The following is a 17,643-nucleotide window of genomic DNA, read 5'->3' as shown; positions in this document are numbered from 1 at the left end:
ATATCGGGATCGGGGGGCGGGCATCAGGCCCGGTGTTACAGCGAAAATCCCGGCTAAGCGAAGCGCCAGCCGGGGTTAATGCTTATTGGCATCCCTCGCAAAACGAGGCGAGACGCTCGCAGCCGGTTTGCAGCCGCTCCATGCTGGTGGCGTAAGAGAGGCGAATATACGGACTCATACCGTATGCCGCCCCCTGAACGGTCACCACGTGTTGCTCTTCAATCAGCGCCATCACAAAATCCGCGTCGTTGTTAATTTGCCGTCCGCCCGCGCTGGCTTTCCCTATAAATGCCGCGATATTGACGAACAGATAGAACGCGCCCTGCGGCTTGTGGCACACCAGACCGGGGATTGCCGCCAGTTTCTCCAGCACGAAATCGCGCCGCTCGCGATAGATAGCCGCACGCTCTTTCAACAGATCCTGTGGGCCATCCAGCACCGCAATTGCCGCTGCCTGTGCCAGCGTGGTGATCCCCCCGGCGTTCTGCGTGTTCACATTGCTCATCGCTTTAATCAGCGGAGCCGGTCCTCCGCAGAACCCGAGACGCCAGCCGGTCATCGAGTAAGCTTTCGACACGCCATTCACCGTCAGCACCCGGTCATACAGTCGGGGTTCAACCTGCGCGATCGTCAGGAAGACGCAGCCGTCATAAATCAGGTGTTCATAAATATCGTCAGTCAGGATCCAGACATGCGGATTATCCAGCATCACATCGGCAATCCCCTGCAGCTCTTCGCGGCTGGCGACGGACCCGGTGGGGTTGCTCGGGTAGTTCAGCAGCAGCCATTTAGTTTTGCCCGTGATGGCCGCGGCGATATCGCCAGGTAGCGGTTTAAAGCCGTTTTCTTCGTAGCACGGCACCGGAACGGGCGTCGCGCCCGCAAATTTCACGATATCGGCATAGCTGATCCATGATGGCGACGGGATCACCACTTCGTCGCCAGGGTTTAACGTGGCCAGCATGGCGTTGAAGATCATCTGCCGCGCGCCGCCAGTGGTGATTATCTGGCTGACATCATAATCCAGCCCGTTATCACGCCTGAACTTGCGCTGAATGGCGGCACGTAACGCGGGCGTTCCGTCCGTTGGCGGATAACGCGTATCGCCAGCCAGCGCAGCGGCGTAGGCGGCTTCAATGGCGTGCGGTGGGGTTGGGAAATCCGGCTCGCCGGTGGAAAGCCCCACCACGTCAATCCCCTGCGCGGCGAGATCGCGCGCTTTTTGCGTCATAGCAACGGACGCTGAAATAGCTATGTTTTTAAGTCGATCGGCAATATCAGGCATATCACAGGTGTTCCAGTTGATTCAGCGGGAACCGCGCTCTCGCACGGTGGATGAAATCTGAGAATAGGGAACAGGCCTGGCGAGCGGATAATACTGCTTTGTTGTGGGGACATAATGCAAAACAATGACTGAACAACAGGAAAGATACCGCAATGATGCAAGCCCGTGCCCTTTTGCACCGTGGGAGTGCGGGGAACGGATGGCAGAATGCGGGTCGGGGCGATGGCAGCGAGAGTTTGCCGCCATAAAGACATAAGCAGACTGTGTGGATACGCAATCATCAGAACTGGCACAGCCATTGCTTTATTGATGGAAAAGCCATCTCTGGAGAAAAGCTATGAATCTGCGTCGCCTGAAATATTTCATCAAGATTGTCGATGTGGGAAGTTTAACCCAGGCGGCGGATATCCTGCATATTGCTCAGCCCGCGCTTAGCCAGCAGCTCGCGACGCTGGAAGGGGAAGTCAATCAGCAACTGTTGATTCGCACCAAGCGTGGCGTGACGCCAACCACCGCAGGTAAAATCCTGTATACCCATGCGCAGGCGATTTTACGCCAGTGCGCGCAGGCGCAGAGCGCCATTGACCGCTCAGGCATGGAGCTGTGTGGCAATGTCTCTGTGGGGCTCGCCCCCGGAACCGCGGCGCAACAGCTTGCCATTCCGCTGATGCAGGAGGTACAGCGTCAGCATCCTGGCGTCGTGCTTTATTTCAATGAAAACTTCGGCACCACTTTAAGTGAGCTCATCATGAACGGGCGGATGGATATGGCGGTGATTTACGATAACCGCGCGATCCACGGACTGCGTTTTATTCCATTGATGAAAGAGCACCTGTGCTTTGTTTGCCCCAATGCGCTTGATAAGCCCATTAAAGAGATCGCGCTGGCTGATGTGGCGCGTTACGACCTGTTTCTGCCCCGCATTTACAACATCATGCGTAAAGTGGTGGATGACGCCTTCGTCAAAGAGGGGCTGGATTACCGGGTCGCCTGTGAAATTGAATCGCAAACCACCCTCAATGCGGCGCTGGCTGCCGGACTGGGATGCACGGTCATGCCGGAATCGGCCGCCCGCGCGATGTTGAAAGCCTCTGATGCCTGGATGGCAAAAATCATTGAACCGGATGTCCATGCGTCACTGTCGTTCTGTATTTCGGATCATCTGCCGCTGTCTGAACCTGCCGAAGCGGTGAAATCGATCCTGCTGTCACTGGTCTCGAACCGCACACCGGATAACCGCCCCCTGACGCTGGTGAGCTAATAAGTCTCCCTTATTGCCGTAAAGCGAAACCCTCTTACTGGCCAGTCACGTGTGCGGGATAGAGTGAAAGCATTCACTGAAGACAACAGCCAGTACCGGGTCGCTATGGAAAAAACAGTTACTCTTGAGGCGCTGACGCAGCTCATACAAAGCCTGCGCGCCACGTCAATTTCTCACCTTGTGCTAAAGGGCAGGGCGTGGTCCGTGTATATCACCACTACGCCGTCTATTGCTCCCCTTCCTGCGGCGGATGTACTGCCGCGTTTTACGCTAATGTGTTCTCCGGCACCTGGGCGGGTACTACTGCGCCATCCTCTGCTTGCAGAGAATTTCGCCGCTCCGGGTAGTCCGATCAAACAGCATGATTTACTGGCACTGGTCAAAGTGGGGGCACTCTATTTACCCGTACGCAGCCCGGTTGCCGGGCGGCTTGTTTCCTTTCATGTGAGTGAGGGAGATGCCGTGGAGTTTGGTCAGGAAATCGCGAAAATTCAATCAGATGACTCATTTCCCTCAGGATTATAAGTCCCCCTTATTGCCTCAAATCATTTATGTCTTATACCGCTGAGGCATAACTGAATAGAGTCAAAATACACAATAAATACGATGCGGCATCTCAGAAATGCCGTGATGACAGGAGAGGCAATATGCCATTTTCAGATTATAAAGTCGCCCTGGTCACCGGTGCATCCGCCGGTATGGGCGAAGCCATTGTCGAGCGTTTATGCCGGGAAGGGATTACGGTGCACGCCGTGGCGCGCCGTCGGGAACAATTAGCCACACTGGCGGAGCGGACTGGCTGTATTCCCCATGCCGTAGACGTGGCCAACCTCGACGCGCTGACGCGTTTATGCAGCGATCTGCAAGTGGACATTCTGGTTAATAACGCCGGTGTATCGCATCCCGGTTCAATTCTCAATGCCAGTGAAGAGGTGATTGAAACTCAGCTCAACGTCAACCTGCGCGCGGTTTTGCATCTGTGTCGTTTGCTGGTGCCAGGGATGATGGCGCGCGACCGCGGTCACGTTATCAACATCACGTCGATTGCCGCGATTTACAACTTCAAAGGCAACTCCGTTTATCACGCCACCAAAGCGGGCGTTCATGCGCTTTCACGCCAGCTACGCGTTGACTGCTACGGCAAGCGCGTGCGAATTACCGAAATCTGTCCGGGACGCGTGGCGACCGATATTTTCGGCAATGTTTCTGGAGATCATGAAGATGCGCGCAAGCGTTTTATCGATGGTTTTGAGCTGCCGGAGGCCAAAGACATTGCCGATTGCGTGGCCTTTGCCGTTAGTGCCCCGATAGCAGTGAACATCGGCAATATTGAAATAACGCCGACGCTGCAGGTACCCGGCGGGCTTTCTACGATGCGTCCAGGCGAAAGCGCAGTCTAAGCAGGTTAAGAGGAGGCTCATTATGGCGCTTGATTTTAGTACCATTTTAACAGGCCACTATGGCGAGATGATCGTGAAGGGCGCGACCGTCACGCTGGAACTGGCGTTGGGCGCCTGGCTGCTGGCTATGTTTATCGCACTGCTGCTGCTGGTTATCCGCCTGTCGGAAAACCGCATCGCTGTGCGTCTGGTGGCAGCTTACGTCTCGTATCACCGCAATGTGCCCACGCTGATTCAGTTGATGATGTGGTATTTCGCCATTCCGATGCTGCTGCCGGAGTCGGTACAGATGTGGATTAACGATTTCAACGCCGAGTTCCTCTTCTCGATGTTCGCCCTGGGATTATGCCAGGCGGCTTACTTTTCCGAAGATATTCGCAGCGGCCTGCGTGCCATTCCTGACGGGCAAAACGAGGCGGCGCGTGCGCTGGGCATGAACTATATGCGGGCAATGGGCTCGGTGATCCTGCCGCAGGGGATCCGCAATGCCTTGCCTGCACTGATTAACCACACCGTGCTGCTGTTTAAAAACACCAGCCTTGCGATGGTCATCGGGGTGACCGAGTTAACCTATGTGACGCGCGATCTTGAGAATCAGACCTTCCGCACTTTTGAGGCCTATGCCATTGGCACGTTGGGCTATCTGGCGTTTTCGCTGCTACTGATGGGGCTGGGTGCGCTGTTAGGCCGCCATTTTCAACGCGTGTACGCGAGGTAAATACCATGTTTGACGTTTTTACCATTTTGCAGGACCACGGCATGCTGTTCCTGATGGGGCAGTATCCGAACGGGCCGCTCGGGGGCGTTCTTTGTACGCTGTTAATTTCACTGCTGGCGGTCGTGCTCTCTTTCCCGCTGGGCGTGCTGGTTGGGCTGGCGAGGTTGTCTCCGTGGCGCGGGCTGCGCTGGGCGGCGGCCTGCTGGGTCTACACCCTGCGCGGTATCCCGCTGATGATGGTGGTGTTCTGGACCTACTTCTGCGTGCCCTTGCTGATTGGGCAGAATATCAGCGGTTTTTCCACCATGCTCTGCACGCTGGTTATCTACGAAAGTGCTTACATCGCCGAGATTGTCCGCGGCGGCATTCAGGCGTTACCGCAGGGGCAATATGAAGCATCACGCGCGCTGGGGATGAGTTATCTGAAAACCCTGCGACTGGTGATCTTACCGCAGGCATTGTTCAACGCATTGCCAAGCCTGGTGAGCCAGCTGGTGTCGATCATCAAGGACAGTACCCTGGGCTATGTGATTAACGTGCCGGAACTGACCTATGCGGCAAACCAGGTCAGCAACCAGCTCCTGACCAAGCCGTTTCAGGTCTTCGCCATCGTGGCCCTGAGCTACTACATCATCTGTTTCAGCCTGACATGGCTGGCAAACAGGCTAGAAAGCTGGATTGCCAACAAACGGCTCAATGCGCAGCCGCAGCAGGGAGAAGAGCAGAACGATCCTCTTTTCTTTGCCAACCGCAAACTTAATAAGGAAACATCATGATCCCGATGATTTTGTTTAATCAGGTCAATAAATGGTATGGCGATTACCACGCCCTGACTGACCTCAGTGCCGAAGTCAAAGCGGGGGAGGTGGTGGTGGTTTGCGGCCCCTCAGGCTCCGGGAAATCAACGCTGATTCGCACGGTGAACCGCCTGGAGCCTATCGAGCAGGGGCAGATTCTGTTTGATGGTATAGATATCCACGGCAGCAGCATGCGTCTGAACCAGTTGCGCACCCGTATCGGTTTCGTCTTTCAGAACTTCAATCTGTTTCCCCACGTGTCGGTGATGGAAAACATCATGATGTCGCCAGTAAAAGTGCTGGGCACCAAACGTTCTGAGGCGCGTAAACACGCCGGGGAACTGCTGGAGCGAGTGGGATTGTCGCATAAAGCTAATGCCTATCCGGCCCAGCTCTCTGGCGGGCAACAGCAGCGCGTCGCTATCGCCCGTGCGCTGGCGATGAAGCCGCCGGTGATGCTGTTCGATGAACCGACGTCGGCGCTGGATCCTGAAATGGTGGGGGAGGTCTTAAGCGTCATGCGCTCGCTGGCCCAGGAGGGGATGACGATGATGTGCGTGACCCATGAAATGCATTTTGCCCGCGATGTGGCCGATACCATCTGGTTTATGGATCAGGGGCAAATTCTGGAAAAAACAACGCCGAAGCAATTCTTTAGCGCACCGCAGCATCCGCGAGCACGGCGTTTCCTTAGCGATTTACTGAATTGAAGGCATTGCGGAGTCCTGGCAGGCGGGCTGCCGCCTGCTGGAAAAACATGTGTAACGGGGTGGCAAAGTTGGATTCGCGGCAAAGGCAGTTATGTTGCTGATCATGGTGAGCCAGCGTCGGCTTCATTCGAATATGATTTTGTGTCTGTTTGAGCTGGAGATTTGCCCATGCTGATCGGCTAACTCCTCGTCAAACCAGATAGGCATTCGTCCTGTCGAGAATGCCCATAAACCGATACGGTGATGTAAGCAAGCATAGCGGTGATCTCATTGAATTGGTTGCACATCAGTAGATCACAAAACGCTATGCTTGTCTTTTTCACCCGCCCATGAATGGGGATTCCTCAGTGCTTCTGCGGGGCTTTTCACTTAATCTTTCAACGAAATCCCTTTCATTGTTTCCCAGATCCTATGCTTATCCTGCTCGTGTAAATTCTTCTGCTGCACGGCGTGCATAAATGCCTCCGGGCCCTGTTCCGTCAGAGGTTGCCCGGACTTTAATCGTGCCGCCACACTTTGCAGAATACGATGACTAAGTTGGCCGATTTGCGTCCGGACATCCTGAAGCGGGCGAGGCTGCCAGTCAGTTTCCGGCGCGGCCAACCAGTCGGCGCGATAGCGGTACTGAATCGCCTTGGCGGCGTCCATCTGCGCCTGAATAAATGGCCTTACGCTCTCGCCTTTTAATCCCAGCGAATCAGCATCAGCAGTGGCGCTCTCCAGAACCTTCTTCTCTTGCTGTAGATCTTCAATCGCCTGGTGATGTTGCGCTTTATATCCGGCAACATCTTTCATCAAGGACAAACGTTCATTGATCAAATTGCCAATCGAAGGGGTTGAAGCAGAAATTGCCGTTGCAGAGAAACTTGCGGCAGCGAGAAGCAACACGGCTGTATAGAGCTTGTACGGCATCATAAATCTCCGACGTCGATAAACAGGAAGTCTGTAAAAGCGTTCCGGTCAGTTGAAGAAACATTTCGCAGAAAGCGTAGCTAGCGCATTTTACAGTCTTGTGATGATAAAAAAACCGTAAACCCGATCCGGGCTTACGGTTCTCTTTTACAGCGGGGTTAAAAATTACTTCGACACGTCCGCACCGAAGTATTTCTGGGAAATACGTTCGTAGGTGCCGTCGGCCTTGATCTCTTCCAGCGCTTTATCAATCGCCGCTTTCAGCTGCGGGTTGTTTTTGCGCAGCAACACGCCGGATTTCTCCGCGTCAGACTGGGTTGCGACAATTTTCACTGGCGCATCCGGTTTATGTTTTTTGAAGTCGAGGAACGACAGGTTGTCGTTGATGGTCGCATCGGCACGGCCCTGCACCACTAAATCCACAGATTGGTTAAAGCCATCGGTCGGCACGATATCCGCCCCGTATTTACGCGCGATCTGCGCATAGTTACTGGTCAGCGTGTGGGCTGATTTTTTGCCTTTCAGATCTTCAAAACTTTTAATGCTGCTTTTGTCATTGACGATCAGCACCGCTTTAGACGCGATATACGGCTCGGAGAAGTCGAATTTCTTCTGGCGTTCTGGCGTAATGCCGACCTGGTTAATCACCACATCGTAACGGCTCGCATCGACACCGGCGATCAGGCCGTCCCATTTCCCTTCTACGAACTGCGGGCTCACTTTCAGGCGTTTGGCGATTTCACGGCCAATCTCTACGTCAAAACCCTCCAGCGTGCCGGAAGCATTGTGGAAAGTGAACGGCGGATAGGTACCTTCAGTACCGATTTTCAGTACGCCAGCGGACTGAATCTTTGCCAAATCATCCTGCGCCAGCGCTGCGTGGGCAAAACCAAGCTGCATAATCCCGGCGACGACTAATGTTGCGAGTGCTTTCATCTGCATTACCCTATGTTGTTTTTATTAACTCGCCCCGGATTACGGGAGCGCGGTGCTTAAAGAGGCGATAAACTCCGCAGTTCGGGGTCTCTTCGCGTGTAAAAACAAATCGTTAGCGGAGCCGGACTCAACAATTTCCCCGGCTTCCAGAAACACCACCTGGCTGGCGATATTCGCCGCCAGACGCAAATCATGGGTCGCCATGATCATGGTTGTTCCTTCCAGCGCCAGCTGGCGCAGCACGGCCACCACTTCGCCGGAGAGCTCAGGATCGAGTGCGGAAGTCGGTTCATCGCACAGCAGCACCGCCGGTGACGGCGCCAGCGCGCGGGCAATCGCCACGCGCTGCTGCTGGCCGCCAGAGAGCGTATTCGGCAGGGCGTTGCATTTGTGCAGCATGCCGACTTTATCCAGCAGTTCTTCACCACGGCGGCGGGCGCGTTCGCGATCCCATTTATGCACCGTAATCAGCCCTTCGGTGATGTTGTCGAGGGCGGTCATATGCGGAAACAGCGCGAAGTTCTGAAACACCATGCCGGTCTGGCGGCTGATGCGACGAATATCCTGGCCTTTTATCCGCGTGTCCGGCGCGAATGTGATGCGCTCTTTGCCGATGGTCAGCTCCCCGGACTGAGGAATTTCCAGCAAATTAATGCAGCGCAATAAGGTGCTTTTCCCGCTGCCTGAAGGGCCAATCAGCGTGGTTACCGTGCCTTCTTCAATCGTTAAATTGATGTTCTTCAGCACCCGGCTGCCGTCGAAACTTTTTTCAATGCTGGAGAGCGTTATCATTGACCTGACCTTTTACTGTCGTACCCGCTAATTTCCGCTCCAGCTTCTCTTGCAAATGCGATAACACCGAACTGAAGAACAGATAAATAATCGCCGCTTCGCTGTACAGAATCAGCGGTTCATAGGTCACTGCCGCAATTTGCTGCGCGGCAAGAAACATCTCCGGTACGGTGATCACCGACGCCAGCGAAGTGTCTTTTACCAGTGAAATAAAGGTGTTAGAGAGCGGCGGTACGGCGATGCGCGCGGCCTGCGGCAGAATAATACGACGCAGCGACTGCGCCCATGTCATGCTGATGGAATGGGCGGCTTCCCATTGCCCTTTCGGCACGGCCAGCAGCGTTGCCCTGATCACTTCTGAGGTATACGCACCAATATTGACGGTAAAGCCAATCACCGCCGCAGGGAAGGCATCAATGGTTAGCCCAGCGCTCGGCAACGCGTAGAAAATCAAAAATAGCTGCACCAGCAGCGGTGTACCGCGAATCAGCCAGACGTAAAACCGTATCACCGGCTTTAAAAAGGCCGGGCCGTACAGACGCAAAAGTGCCACCGCAAACCCGAGCGACAGCCCAAGAATAAAAGAGATCAGCGTTAAGGGAATGGTGAATTTCAGCCCCGCGGAAAGCATTGGCCAGAAAGAATCAATCGCTAAGGGTAACCATGTTAGCACTGCACACCTTCCGGACATAGCATCTTGCCAGAAATTGCTGGCGGAATATTTTATTAGCCCGGCTTAATTATTTGGGGGCCGGATTAGTGAGAATTATATTCTTTGCGCCGTGTGCGAAAACAAATATATACGAATAACGTTATATAGAAAAAAGCTAAGCCATTCTTTTTTGATGCAAACCCGCCGTCGTTACCTGCCGTTTTATTACATCATTTGCGTGGAATTTCGCCATTAATGCACCATTTTTAATCGATTTGTCCGGAAATGGAAACCTCCAGACGCTGTTTCTATGAACAAAAGTGTTTCGTTGGAAACGTCGGGAGATCAGCAAACGGAAAACTTTTTTGCATACGGTAAAAATGACGATATTGGTTTTTATCAGTAAGAAAAAACTAATATAAGACATGGTGTTATGGGATGTGTACATAACGAAGCACTGATGGGAACCGGCTGCCTGCGAACGTCAGGCAACCGCTGCAACATTATCTGAAAGCCAGAGAGAAAAACCAGGGCGCGGGGGAATCGTTAAGCTGGTGGATAAGTTGCTGCTTTCAGAGGGATTTTGGGCCGAATACCGCCTGCGCCATCTCCACGAACCCCGCGCCGCCGGGGCCGAGCGTCACCCAGCGGGGGGCAACGGGGAGTTGATCCAGATACTGCCGGACAGTGCTGACGCCTACCGTGTGTTTGAAAAAAGCGAACATCGGCGCGTCGTTGGTTGAATCGCCGCTGTAGAGAATAGCTTCCCGCTCCCGATCGATATCGACGCCGTAGTGCTGAGCCAGAGTACGGCGCGTCATGGTCAGCTTGTCGTAGCCACCCAGCCAGCCCAGCACCCACAGATTGTTGACGGTAGCGTCGGCACCCGCCTGCCGCAGCGTGTTGACGATGCGGTGTTCCAGTACCGGGTCGGCAGGCCGCGCGAAGGCCAGGCTGGTCAGGCGGAAGGGCTGATCGTCCGCCAGACGGGCTTCCGGTAGCGCTGCCAGGACCCGGTCGGCGATGGTCCGCAGCCGGGCGGCGACGGATGCCGTGGCGTCGTCCGCGTGCCAGTAATGATGCTCGATGCCATGCCCGTCCGCGGTGCGGCGGAAAAAAAGCCCGCCGTTTTCGCCAATGACGCCGTCAACAGGCCACATCCGCGCCATCTGATCGCACCAGCCCGCCGGCGCGGCGGTGACCGGGATCACCCGTATCCCGGCGGACTGCAATTGTTCAAGCGAGGTATAGGCGGCGGCCGACAAACGGCCCTGCCAGGTGAGCGTTTCATCCATATCGGTGAGGACAAAACGTACTGGCTCGAATTCATTAGCGGGAGCATCGGATAAAGCGCGCATAGGGAACCTTAAACATCATGATTTAATAACGGAAATGTTACGTTAATTCCTCATAATCAATAGCTAAAAATCAGTTATGCTTTGCAATAAATTCGCTATAAATTTTCCCTCATTGTCCAACTGAACGGTGGCGTTAATGACTCCCTTTTTCACCCCGCCTCATTTTCGTACCATCGCGAACGAGCCGCTCTGGCGAGGGGGGGGACGCATCGATCGTATTCGCCGGGTGTGGTTGTTTGTCGAATGTGTTGATTTAAAAGTATTTACTCTTTTTAGCTATTCAAAGTCTATATGGTTATTTGTTTTTAATGTGGGTAATGCATAAAAGTGAGGTGGCGCAAAAAAGATTTATCGATGCGATTTTAAGAAGGATATTATTATGCCGGAAGCGGGTGAATTGTATCTCATGCCGAAAAGAGAAAATAACTGGCATTTAAATAATGTCGTCGATGAACTCCGTCGCGTTCGTCAGGCGTGGCGCGATGAACATGCGAAAAATAATTATCGTAATAAACGTAGTTTACCTTCCCGGGAAAGCGTTAATTCAGTCACCGATACCTTGATAAAAGTGCTTTATCCGATGCGATTAGGTGATATTGAATTACGCAAAGAGGGCGAAGATTATTACGTCGGTCATTTACTAGGCACCTCGCTTGACCGATTGACTGAAGAAGCGGTCCTGGAACTTTATTATCAGTCAGATGAGCAGGATGCGAGTCACACGCTGTCGCAGGAGGCGGTCAGGCGGGTTCAGCAGTTTGCCAACCGTTTGCCGGTCATCCGTCAGCGTCTCGATCGCGATATCCTCGCGGCGTATCAGGGAGATCCTTCCGCGCGCAGCATGGATGAGGTGCTGCTCTGCTATCCGGGAATTCATGCCGTGATGCACTATCGTCTTGCCCACGAGCTGCATCAGCTCGGTCTGCCTCTGCTGGCGCGAATGATATCTGAAAAAGCGCACAGCCAGACCGGAATAGATATTCATCCCGGCGCGCAGATTGATGACGGATTCTTTATCGATCACGGAACCGGCGTGGTGATTGGTGAAACGGCCATCGTCGGTAAACGCGTGCGTATTTACCAGGCGGTTACCCTTGGGGCCAAACGATTTATTGCCGGCGATGACGGGCAGTTGCAAAAAAACTATCCTCGCCATCCAATCATTGAAGATGATGTCGTTATTTACGCCGGTGCAACAATATTAGGACGAATTACTATCGGCGCGCGTTCCAGCATTGGCGGAAATATATGGCTGACCCGTGATGTTCCTCCGGATAGTCATGTGCAGCAGGCCCGGGTACAGCAAAAACATTTCAGCGACGGTGACGGAATTTAATTCCGCCGATAATAAAATGAAATGGCCAGCGCATCGGAATAAATAAAATAACAGCGTGATAATTATTATGAATTTACTTGAAACGATCGGCGCTACGCCGTTAATCACGTTACCCTCTTTTGCCGCCGAGCTACCTGGCGTAACGCTGCTGGCAAAAGCAGAGTTTATGAACCCCAGCGGCTCGGTGAAAGACCGCGCGGCGAAAGCGATGGTGCTGGACGGGATTGCTCGAGGGTTATTAACGCCGGGTAAAACGATTATTGATGCGACCAGCGGTAATACCGGCATTGCCTACGCGATGATTGGCGCGGCGCTGGGATATCACGTCCGGCTATATCTGCCGCAGAATACCAGCCCGGAGCGCAAACGTATTATTCGTCATTATGGCGCCACGATTGTGGAGACCGATCCGCTGGAAGGTTCTGACGGCGCCTATATTGAAGTTCAGGCACAAGTTGCTGCGCATCCGGAACGTTATTTTTATCCGGACCAATATAACAACCCCGTCAATCCGAATACGCATTTCGCGACGACCGGAAAAGAGATCTGGGAGCAGAGCGGGCAACAGATCACCCATTTTGTCGCCGGTATGGGCACCTCCGGCAGCTTCGTCGGCATCGCGCGGCGGCTTAAATATGAAAATCCGCGCGTGAAAACGCTCGCCGTACAGCCCGCTTCGCCATTCCACGGCATTGAAGGGACCAAGCATATGGGGAGCAGCATTAAACCGGGCATTCTCGACGAAACCCTGTTCGACGACGTTATTCCCGTCACCACCGAGGAAGCCTATGCGAGCACGCGGCGCCTCGCCCGGCGGGACGGCATTTTTGTCGGCATTTCCTCTGGCGCTAATGTCGCCGCCGCCGCGCGGCTGGCCCGCACGCTGCCGGCGGGATCGGTGGTGGTCACGCTGCTGTGTGATGTCGGCTCGCGTTATCTGACTGACGCTTTCTGGAATGAAACCCATGATTGAATTGACTCAAGAAATCACCAGGCTGATTGGCGCTGAAGGGGAAAAGGCCTATCCCAACGAATGCTGCGGTGCGCTCTTTGGCCACTTTTCCGCGCAGGGCGATGCCCGCGTGACGGCGATTTTCCCCATTGTTAATGCTCGCGAGTCGGAGGAGCAGTACCACCGTTTTGTCATCACCGCCGACGACTCCCTGCGGGCGGAACGCGCTGCGCTGGCTCAGGATGTGGACGTGATCGGCTATTACCATTCGCACCCCGATCACCCGGCCATTCCATCTGAATTTGATCGCGAACATGCGCTGCCGTTTTACGCCTATATCATCGTGGCGGTCGCGCAGCGCGAGGCGGGGGCGCTGACCAGCTGGCGGCTGACCCAGGACCGCCAGCGCTTTTTGCAGGAGGATGTGCAGATCGTTTTATGACGTGAATAACGGGCACAACGTTGCCGGAAACCAGAACAAAACACGGAGAGATTACCACTATGGCATCGACATTACTGATTCCCACTGCGCTACGCGCCTTCACCGACGGTCAAGGGAAAGTGATCCTCGAAGGCCACACCGTTGGGCAGCTGGTCGCAGCGCTGGCGGAGCGATTTCCTGACATTCAGCCGCATCTGTATGACGATACGGGCGCGCTGCGCAGTTTCATCAATCTGTACGTGGGAGAGAACAACATTAAAACCACCGGCGGGCTGGAGACTCCGGTTAGCGATGGGGCGGAAGTGCTGCTGGTTCCCGCCATTGCCGGCGGCGTCGGGAAGGCGATATGAGCAGACCGAGCATTATCCCGGATGACCGTCTGACGGAGCTGACGCATGCGGAAATTGCCCGCTATAGCCGCCATCTGCTGCTGCCGGAAGTCGGGCTTGAGGGGCAAAAGCGGCTGAAGGCTGCCCGCGTATTGCTTATCGGCACCGGCGGGTTGGGGGCGCCGGTGGCGCTTTATCTGGCTGCGGCGGGGGTCGGTAAGCTGGGGATTGTCGATTTTGATTTTGTCGACGTCTCCAACCTGCAAAGGCAGATCATTCACAGCACCAAAGATATCAACCGACCCAAAGTGGCTTCGGCGAAAGACAAGATTAAAGCCATCAACCCCGAGATACAGGTGGTGACCTATAACACCACCCTGAGCAGCAAAAACGCGCTCGAAATTATTGGGGAATATGACCTCGTCGTCGACGGTACGGATAATTATCCCACCCGTTATCTGATCAACGACGCCTGCGTTTTGCTGGGTAAACCGCTGGTCTATGGCTCCATTTTCCAGTTCGAAGGGCAGGCGAGCGTCTTTTATGCCGGGGAAGGACCGTGCTACCGGTGTCTTTATCCCGAGCCCCCGCCGCCGGGGCTGGTACCTTCCTGTGCCGAAGGCGGCGTTGTCGGCGTGCTGCCGGGGATTATCGGCACCATTCAGGCGGCGGAAGCGATCAAACTAATCGTCGGCGGCAGCGAGAGCCTGATTGGCCGCCTGTTGCTCTTCGATGTGTGGCAGATGAAGCAACGCGAGCTGCGGCTGGAGAGGGCTCCCGACTGCCCGGTATGCGGTGAGCACCCCTCGATTCATGCGCTCATCGACTACGAGGAGTTTTGCGGGCTGAAACCTGATGAAGCAGAAGTTCCGGTTGAAAGCGTCACGGCGCTTGAGCTTCACGCCTGGATAGAGGAGGGAAGACCCCTGCAGCTGATCGACATTCGTGAACCCCACGAAAGGGCGATTGCAAAATTTCCGCAGGCAAAGGTGATGCCGCTGGGCCAGATAGTCAGACGTATCGGTGAATTCGACCCGACGGTCGATGCGGTATTTCTGTGCAAGATAGGGCAGCGCAGTATTTTCGCCATTCGGGCACTCCAGCGCGCAGGTTATCAGGGGCGCGTGATGAATTTAAAAGATGGCCTAAACGCCTGGGCACGGGATGTCGATACCCGTTTGCCGCAGTACTAACCTTCAGCTCCACTCTTTCAAACACTAAGGAATCATTATGGCAGAACAAAAAGGCATTAATGCACTGGGGCGTGAAGCCGCGTATCAGTTAGCGAACGTGACCAAAACGGCACCGCAATTTGCGGCAATCACCCCGCGCTGGGTCAGCCGTTTTCTCGATTATAAGGGCCTGGAATCGGGAATTTACCGGGTGAACAAGGTCGTGGAGGGGGAGACGCCGCTGGATGTATTATGCAGCCAGGATCCGTCGCGCGTTGAAATACCCCAGGGCTATATCGAGTATCAGACCACGCCGCGTGAATACCAGCTGGATTCGATTACGACCATTATAAACGTCGATACCAAAATCGCCGATCTCTACAGCTCGCCCTACGACCAGGCCTCAGAGCAAATCGCGCTGGCGATTGAAAGCCTGCGCGAGCGCCAGGAAAGTCAGCTGATCAATAATGATGAATATGGATTGCTGAAAAATATCGACGACTCGCAGCGTATTCAGACCCGCAATGGCCGTCCAACGCCGGATGACCTGGATGAGCTGTTGTCCAAAGTCTGGAAGGAGCCCTCCTTCTTTCTGGCCCATCCGCGCGCGATTGCCGCATTTCAGCGTGAGGCCACGCGACGCGGCGTGCCGCCGGTCACCGTGAATTTGCATGGGGGCACGTTTATCCTGTGGCGCGGTATTCCGCTGATCCCTTCCGACAAGCTGTTTGTCGATGGTCTGAAAAACCCGAAAGGCCAGGGCGGAAAAACCAATATCCTGTTGATTCGTTCCGGTGAAAGCAAACGCGGCGTGCTGGGACTTTATCAGGAAGGGCTGCCAAACGAACAGTCTCGCGGTTTGTCGGTGCGCTTCCGGGGGATCGACGATAACGGCGTGGCTTCCTATTTACTCTCACTTTATTGCTCCGCTGCGATCCTGGCCGATGACGCCATTGCCGTGCTGGAGGATGTTGAAGTGGGTGAATATTATGACTACGAGTAATTTATTCACGCTTCCCTATGCGCCCGGCGGATGGGCGGGCGACGCGCCCTCCGCGCGTGATTATGGTCTGCCCGACGCGCGCGATCTGCAGGGGCTGCCTGACGACGCGCCCGCACGCCCGCGTGCAACCGAAGCCGCTTACGCGCCGCGGGTGCTGCCATTGGGCCAGGAGAGCAGGGCGGATATCGCGCCTCGCGGATTCGCGCCGTTACCCCCTTCCAGCGTAAAAACGGCGCCGCCGGCGCGGGTTGGACAGATCCCGGTAGAACGCATCCGCGCTGATTTCCCGATCCTTAGCGAACAGGTGGACGGACATCCGCTGGTGTGGCTGGATAATGCCGCGACGACCCAGCGCCCGAAGCAGGTTATCGATCGTATCAGCCACTATTATTTACATGAGAATTCGAACGTTCATCGGGCGGCGCATACGCTTGCCGCTCGTTCCACCGATGCTTATGAAGCCGCGCGTGAGAAAGTGTCGCGCTTTATCGGCGCCCGCGGCCCGGAAAATATCATCTTCGTGCGCGGTACCACGGAAGGGCTCAATCTGATAGCGCACAGCTACGTGAAGCCGCTATTACGACCGGGGGATGAAATTATCCTGACGTTGCTTGAGCATCACGCCAATATTGTGCCGTGGCAGCTTATTGCCCAGGAAACGGGCGCGACGATCCGCGTTGCGCCGGTTGATGAGCACGGTCAGCTGATCGTTGAGGAATATATCCGGTTGTTCAACGATAAAACCCGCTTTGTCTCCGCGACCCACGTTTCTAACGCGCTGGGTACCGTCACGCCGGTTCAGGAGCTGGTGCAGATCGCCCATCGTTTTGGGGTGCGCATTGCCATCGACGGCGCGCAGTCTATTTCGCATATCCCGACCAACGTGACGGCGCTGGATGCCGATTTCTTCGTCTTCTCCGGGCATAAAATTTTTGGACCGACCGGGATCGGCGTGGTCTATGGCAAGCAGGAGGTGCTGGAAGAGGCGCGCCCTTATCAGGGCGGCGGGAACATGATTGCCGACGTGACCTTCGAACTGACGCGCTATCAGCCCTCGCCGAATAAGTTTGAGGCGGGGACGGGCAATATTGCTGATGCCGTCGGGCTGGGGGCGGCTATCGATTATGTCACCTCGCTGGGGATAGAGAACATTGCGCAGTACGAGCACGCCTTACTGGAGTATGGCATCGAGAAGCTGTCGGCTATTCCGGGCCTGACGCTGGTCGGCACCGCGGCGAACAAAACCAGCGTCTTATCTTTCGTGCTGGCGGGTCATGAAAATGCAGCCGTGGGGCGCTATCTCAGTCAGGTCGGCATTGCCGTGCGATCCGGACATCACTGCGCGCAACCGATCCTGCGCCATTTTGGTTATGAGAGTACCGTCCGGCCTTCGCTGGCTTTTTATAATACGCCGCAGGAAATTGATTTTCTCGCAGAGCATGTTGCAAGGTTTGCTTCGCGGTAGCGGTGTCAAGCACGCCAGGGATGGACCATGACGACAATCCCACAAGCCCGCTGATTTCCCCGCGGGCTTTTATCATATCGTGGTAAGGATAAGGCGCGTTGCCGCGACTTCGGCAACACGGCG

19 protein-coding genes are annotated in these 17,643 nt (G+C 55.0%); 13 read left to right on the top strand and 6 right to left on the bottom strand.

What is annotated here, in order from left to right; genetic code table 11:
• Positions 1–82: 82 nt before the first annotated feature.
• On the bottom strand, positions 83–1,285 hold the full coding sequence (locus ABLU87_RS03105) for a pyridoxal phosphate-dependent aminotransferase (protein WP_122117168.1): 1,203 nt from the start codon (positions 1,283–1,285) through the stop codon (positions 83–85).
• 337 nt (positions 1,286–1,622) lie between these two features.
• Here ABLU87_RS03105 and nac point away from each other — a divergent pair, with 337 nt between their 5' ends.
• The 6 genes from nac to ABLU87_RS03075 all read left to right on the top strand — a co-directional run bounded on the left by nac (position 1,623) and on the right by ABLU87_RS03075 (position 6,171).
• Entirely contained in the window at positions 1,623–2,546 is a 924-nt protein-coding gene (gene nac / locus ABLU87_RS03100; RefSeq protein WP_014838248.1) for a nitrogen assimilation transcriptional regulator NAC, read from the top strand.
• 63 nt (positions 2,547–2,609) lie between these two features.
• Positions 2,610–3,071 (top strand): acetyl-CoA carboxylase biotin carboxyl carrier protein subunit, encoded by a 462-nt coding sequence (locus ABLU87_RS03095; RefSeq protein WP_224293025.1) that lies wholly within the window; start codon positions 2,610–2,612, stop codon positions 3,069–3,071.
• A gap of 122 nt (positions 3,072–3,193) precedes the next feature.
• Positions 3,194–3,946 carry an SDR family oxidoreductase gene (locus ABLU87_RS03090; RefSeq protein WP_122117167.1) on the top strand — a complete coding sequence of 251 codons (753 nt, stop codon included), beginning with the start codon at positions 3,194–3,196 and terminating at the stop codon, positions 3,944–3,946.
• A 22-nt stretch (positions 3,947–3,968) separates the two neighbouring features.
• Positions 3,969–4,664: an amino acid ABC transporter permease gene (locus ABLU87_RS03085; RefSeq protein WP_122117166.1), complete on the top strand. Its 696-nt coding sequence runs from the start codon at positions 3,969–3,971 to the stop codon at positions 4,662–4,664.
• Positions 4,665–4,669: 5 nt separating this feature from the next.
• Positions 4,670–5,440, top strand: a complete 771-nt coding sequence (locus ABLU87_RS03080; protein WP_014838251.1) for an amino acid ABC transporter permease — start codon at positions 4,670–4,672, stop codon at positions 5,438–5,440.
• Positions 5,437–6,171, top strand: a complete 735-nt coding sequence (locus ABLU87_RS03075) for an amino acid ABC transporter ATP-binding protein (protein ID WP_014838252.1) — start codon at positions 5,437–5,439, stop codon at positions 6,169–6,171. Before ABLU87_RS03080 ends, ABLU87_RS03075 begins: the two co-directional genes overlap by 4 nt.
• A gap of 369 nt (positions 6,172–6,540) precedes the next feature.
• Here ABLU87_RS03075 and ABLU87_RS03070 read toward each other — a convergent pair whose 3' ends face one another.
• The 5 genes from ABLU87_RS03070 to ABLU87_RS03050 all read right to left on the bottom strand — a co-directional run bounded on the left by ABLU87_RS03070 (position 6,541) and on the right by ABLU87_RS03050 (position 10,821).
• Entirely contained in the window at positions 6,541–7,086 is a 546-nt protein-coding gene (locus tag ABLU87_RS03070) for a chorismate mutase (protein ID WP_183129330.1), read from the bottom strand.
• A gap of 162 nt (positions 7,087–7,248) precedes the next feature.
• The gene (locus ABLU87_RS03065) at positions 7,249–8,019 is read right to left on the bottom strand and encodes an amino acid ABC transporter substrate-binding protein (RefSeq protein ID WP_014229046.1); all 771 of its coding nucleotides are present in this window, start codon (positions 8,017–8,019) and stop codon (positions 7,249–7,251) included.
• 39 nt (positions 8,020–8,058) lie between these two features.
• Complete coding sequence (locus ABLU87_RS03060; RefSeq protein WP_025107019.1) at positions 8,059–8,811, bottom strand: amino acid ABC transporter ATP-binding protein; 753 nt, start codon at positions 8,809–8,811, stop codon at positions 8,059–8,061.
• Positions 8,789–9,484, bottom strand: a complete 696-nt coding sequence (locus tag ABLU87_RS03055; protein ID WP_183129329.1) for an amino acid ABC transporter permease — start codon at positions 9,482–9,484, stop codon at positions 8,789–8,791. The genes ABLU87_RS03060 and ABLU87_RS03055 overlap by 23 nt, the downstream gene beginning before the upstream one ends.
• A 551-nt stretch (positions 9,485–10,035) precedes the next feature.
• Entirely contained in the window at positions 10,036–10,821 is a 786-nt protein-coding gene (locus ABLU87_RS03050) for an HAD-IIB family hydrolase (protein WP_122117164.1), read from the bottom strand.
• A gap of 379 nt (positions 10,822–11,200) precedes the next feature.
• Here ABLU87_RS03050 and epsC point away from each other — a divergent pair, with 379 nt between their 5' ends.
• From epsC to ABLU87_RS03015, 7 genes are all read left to right on the top strand, one after another.
• Complete coding sequence (gene epsC, locus ABLU87_RS03045) at positions 11,201–12,157, top strand: serine O-acetyltransferase EpsC (RefSeq protein WP_014229051.1); 957 nt, start codon at positions 11,201–11,203, stop codon at positions 12,155–12,157.
• A 67-nt stretch (positions 12,158–12,224) separates the two neighbouring features.
• Positions 12,225–13,130, top strand: a complete 906-nt coding sequence (locus tag ABLU87_RS03040) for a cysteine synthase family protein (RefSeq protein ID WP_025107021.1) — start codon at positions 12,225–12,227, stop codon at positions 13,128–13,130.
• Positions 13,123–13,551 carry a M67 family metallopeptidase gene (locus ABLU87_RS03035; RefSeq protein ID WP_025107022.1) on the top strand — a complete coding sequence of 143 codons (429 nt, stop codon included), beginning with the start codon at positions 13,123–13,125 and terminating at the stop codon, positions 13,549–13,551. Before ABLU87_RS03040 ends, ABLU87_RS03035 begins: the two co-directional genes overlap by 8 nt.
• A gap of 59 nt (positions 13,552–13,610) precedes the next feature.
• Positions 13,611–13,901: a MoaD/ThiS family protein gene (locus tag ABLU87_RS03030; protein WP_014229054.1), complete on the top strand. Its 291-nt coding sequence runs from the start codon at positions 13,611–13,613 to the stop codon at positions 13,899–13,901.
• Positions 13,898–15,073: a molybdopterin-synthase adenylyltransferase MoeB gene (gene moeB, locus ABLU87_RS03025; RefSeq protein WP_049084326.1), complete on the top strand. Its 1,176-nt coding sequence runs from the start codon at positions 13,898–13,900 to the stop codon at positions 15,071–15,073. The genes ABLU87_RS03030 and moeB overlap by 4 nt, the downstream gene beginning before the upstream one ends.
• A gap of 37 nt (positions 15,074–15,110) precedes the next feature.
• Positions 15,111–16,055 carry a family 2A encapsulin nanocompartment shell protein gene (locus ABLU87_RS03020; RefSeq protein WP_014229056.1) on the top strand — a complete coding sequence of 315 codons (945 nt, stop codon included), beginning with the start codon at positions 15,111–15,113 and terminating at the stop codon, positions 16,053–16,055.
• A complete protein-coding gene (locus tag ABLU87_RS03015) occupies positions 16,042–17,520 on the top strand; it encodes a cysteine desulfurase (protein ID WP_014229057.1) in 1,479 nt (492 codons plus the stop codon). Before ABLU87_RS03020 ends, ABLU87_RS03015 begins: the two co-directional genes overlap by 14 nt.
• Positions 17,521–17,643: the final 123 nt, after the last annotated feature.

It is taken from the genome of Klebsiella sp. CB_Kp196, assembly GCF_040061575.1.
Lineage (GTDB): Bacteria > Pseudomonadota > Gammaproteobacteria > Enterobacterales > Enterobacteriaceae > Klebsiella > Klebsiella michiganensis.
The sequence above is the reverse complement of the archived record's forward strand: the minus strand, read 5'-3'. Positions and strand labels throughout refer to the sequence as shown.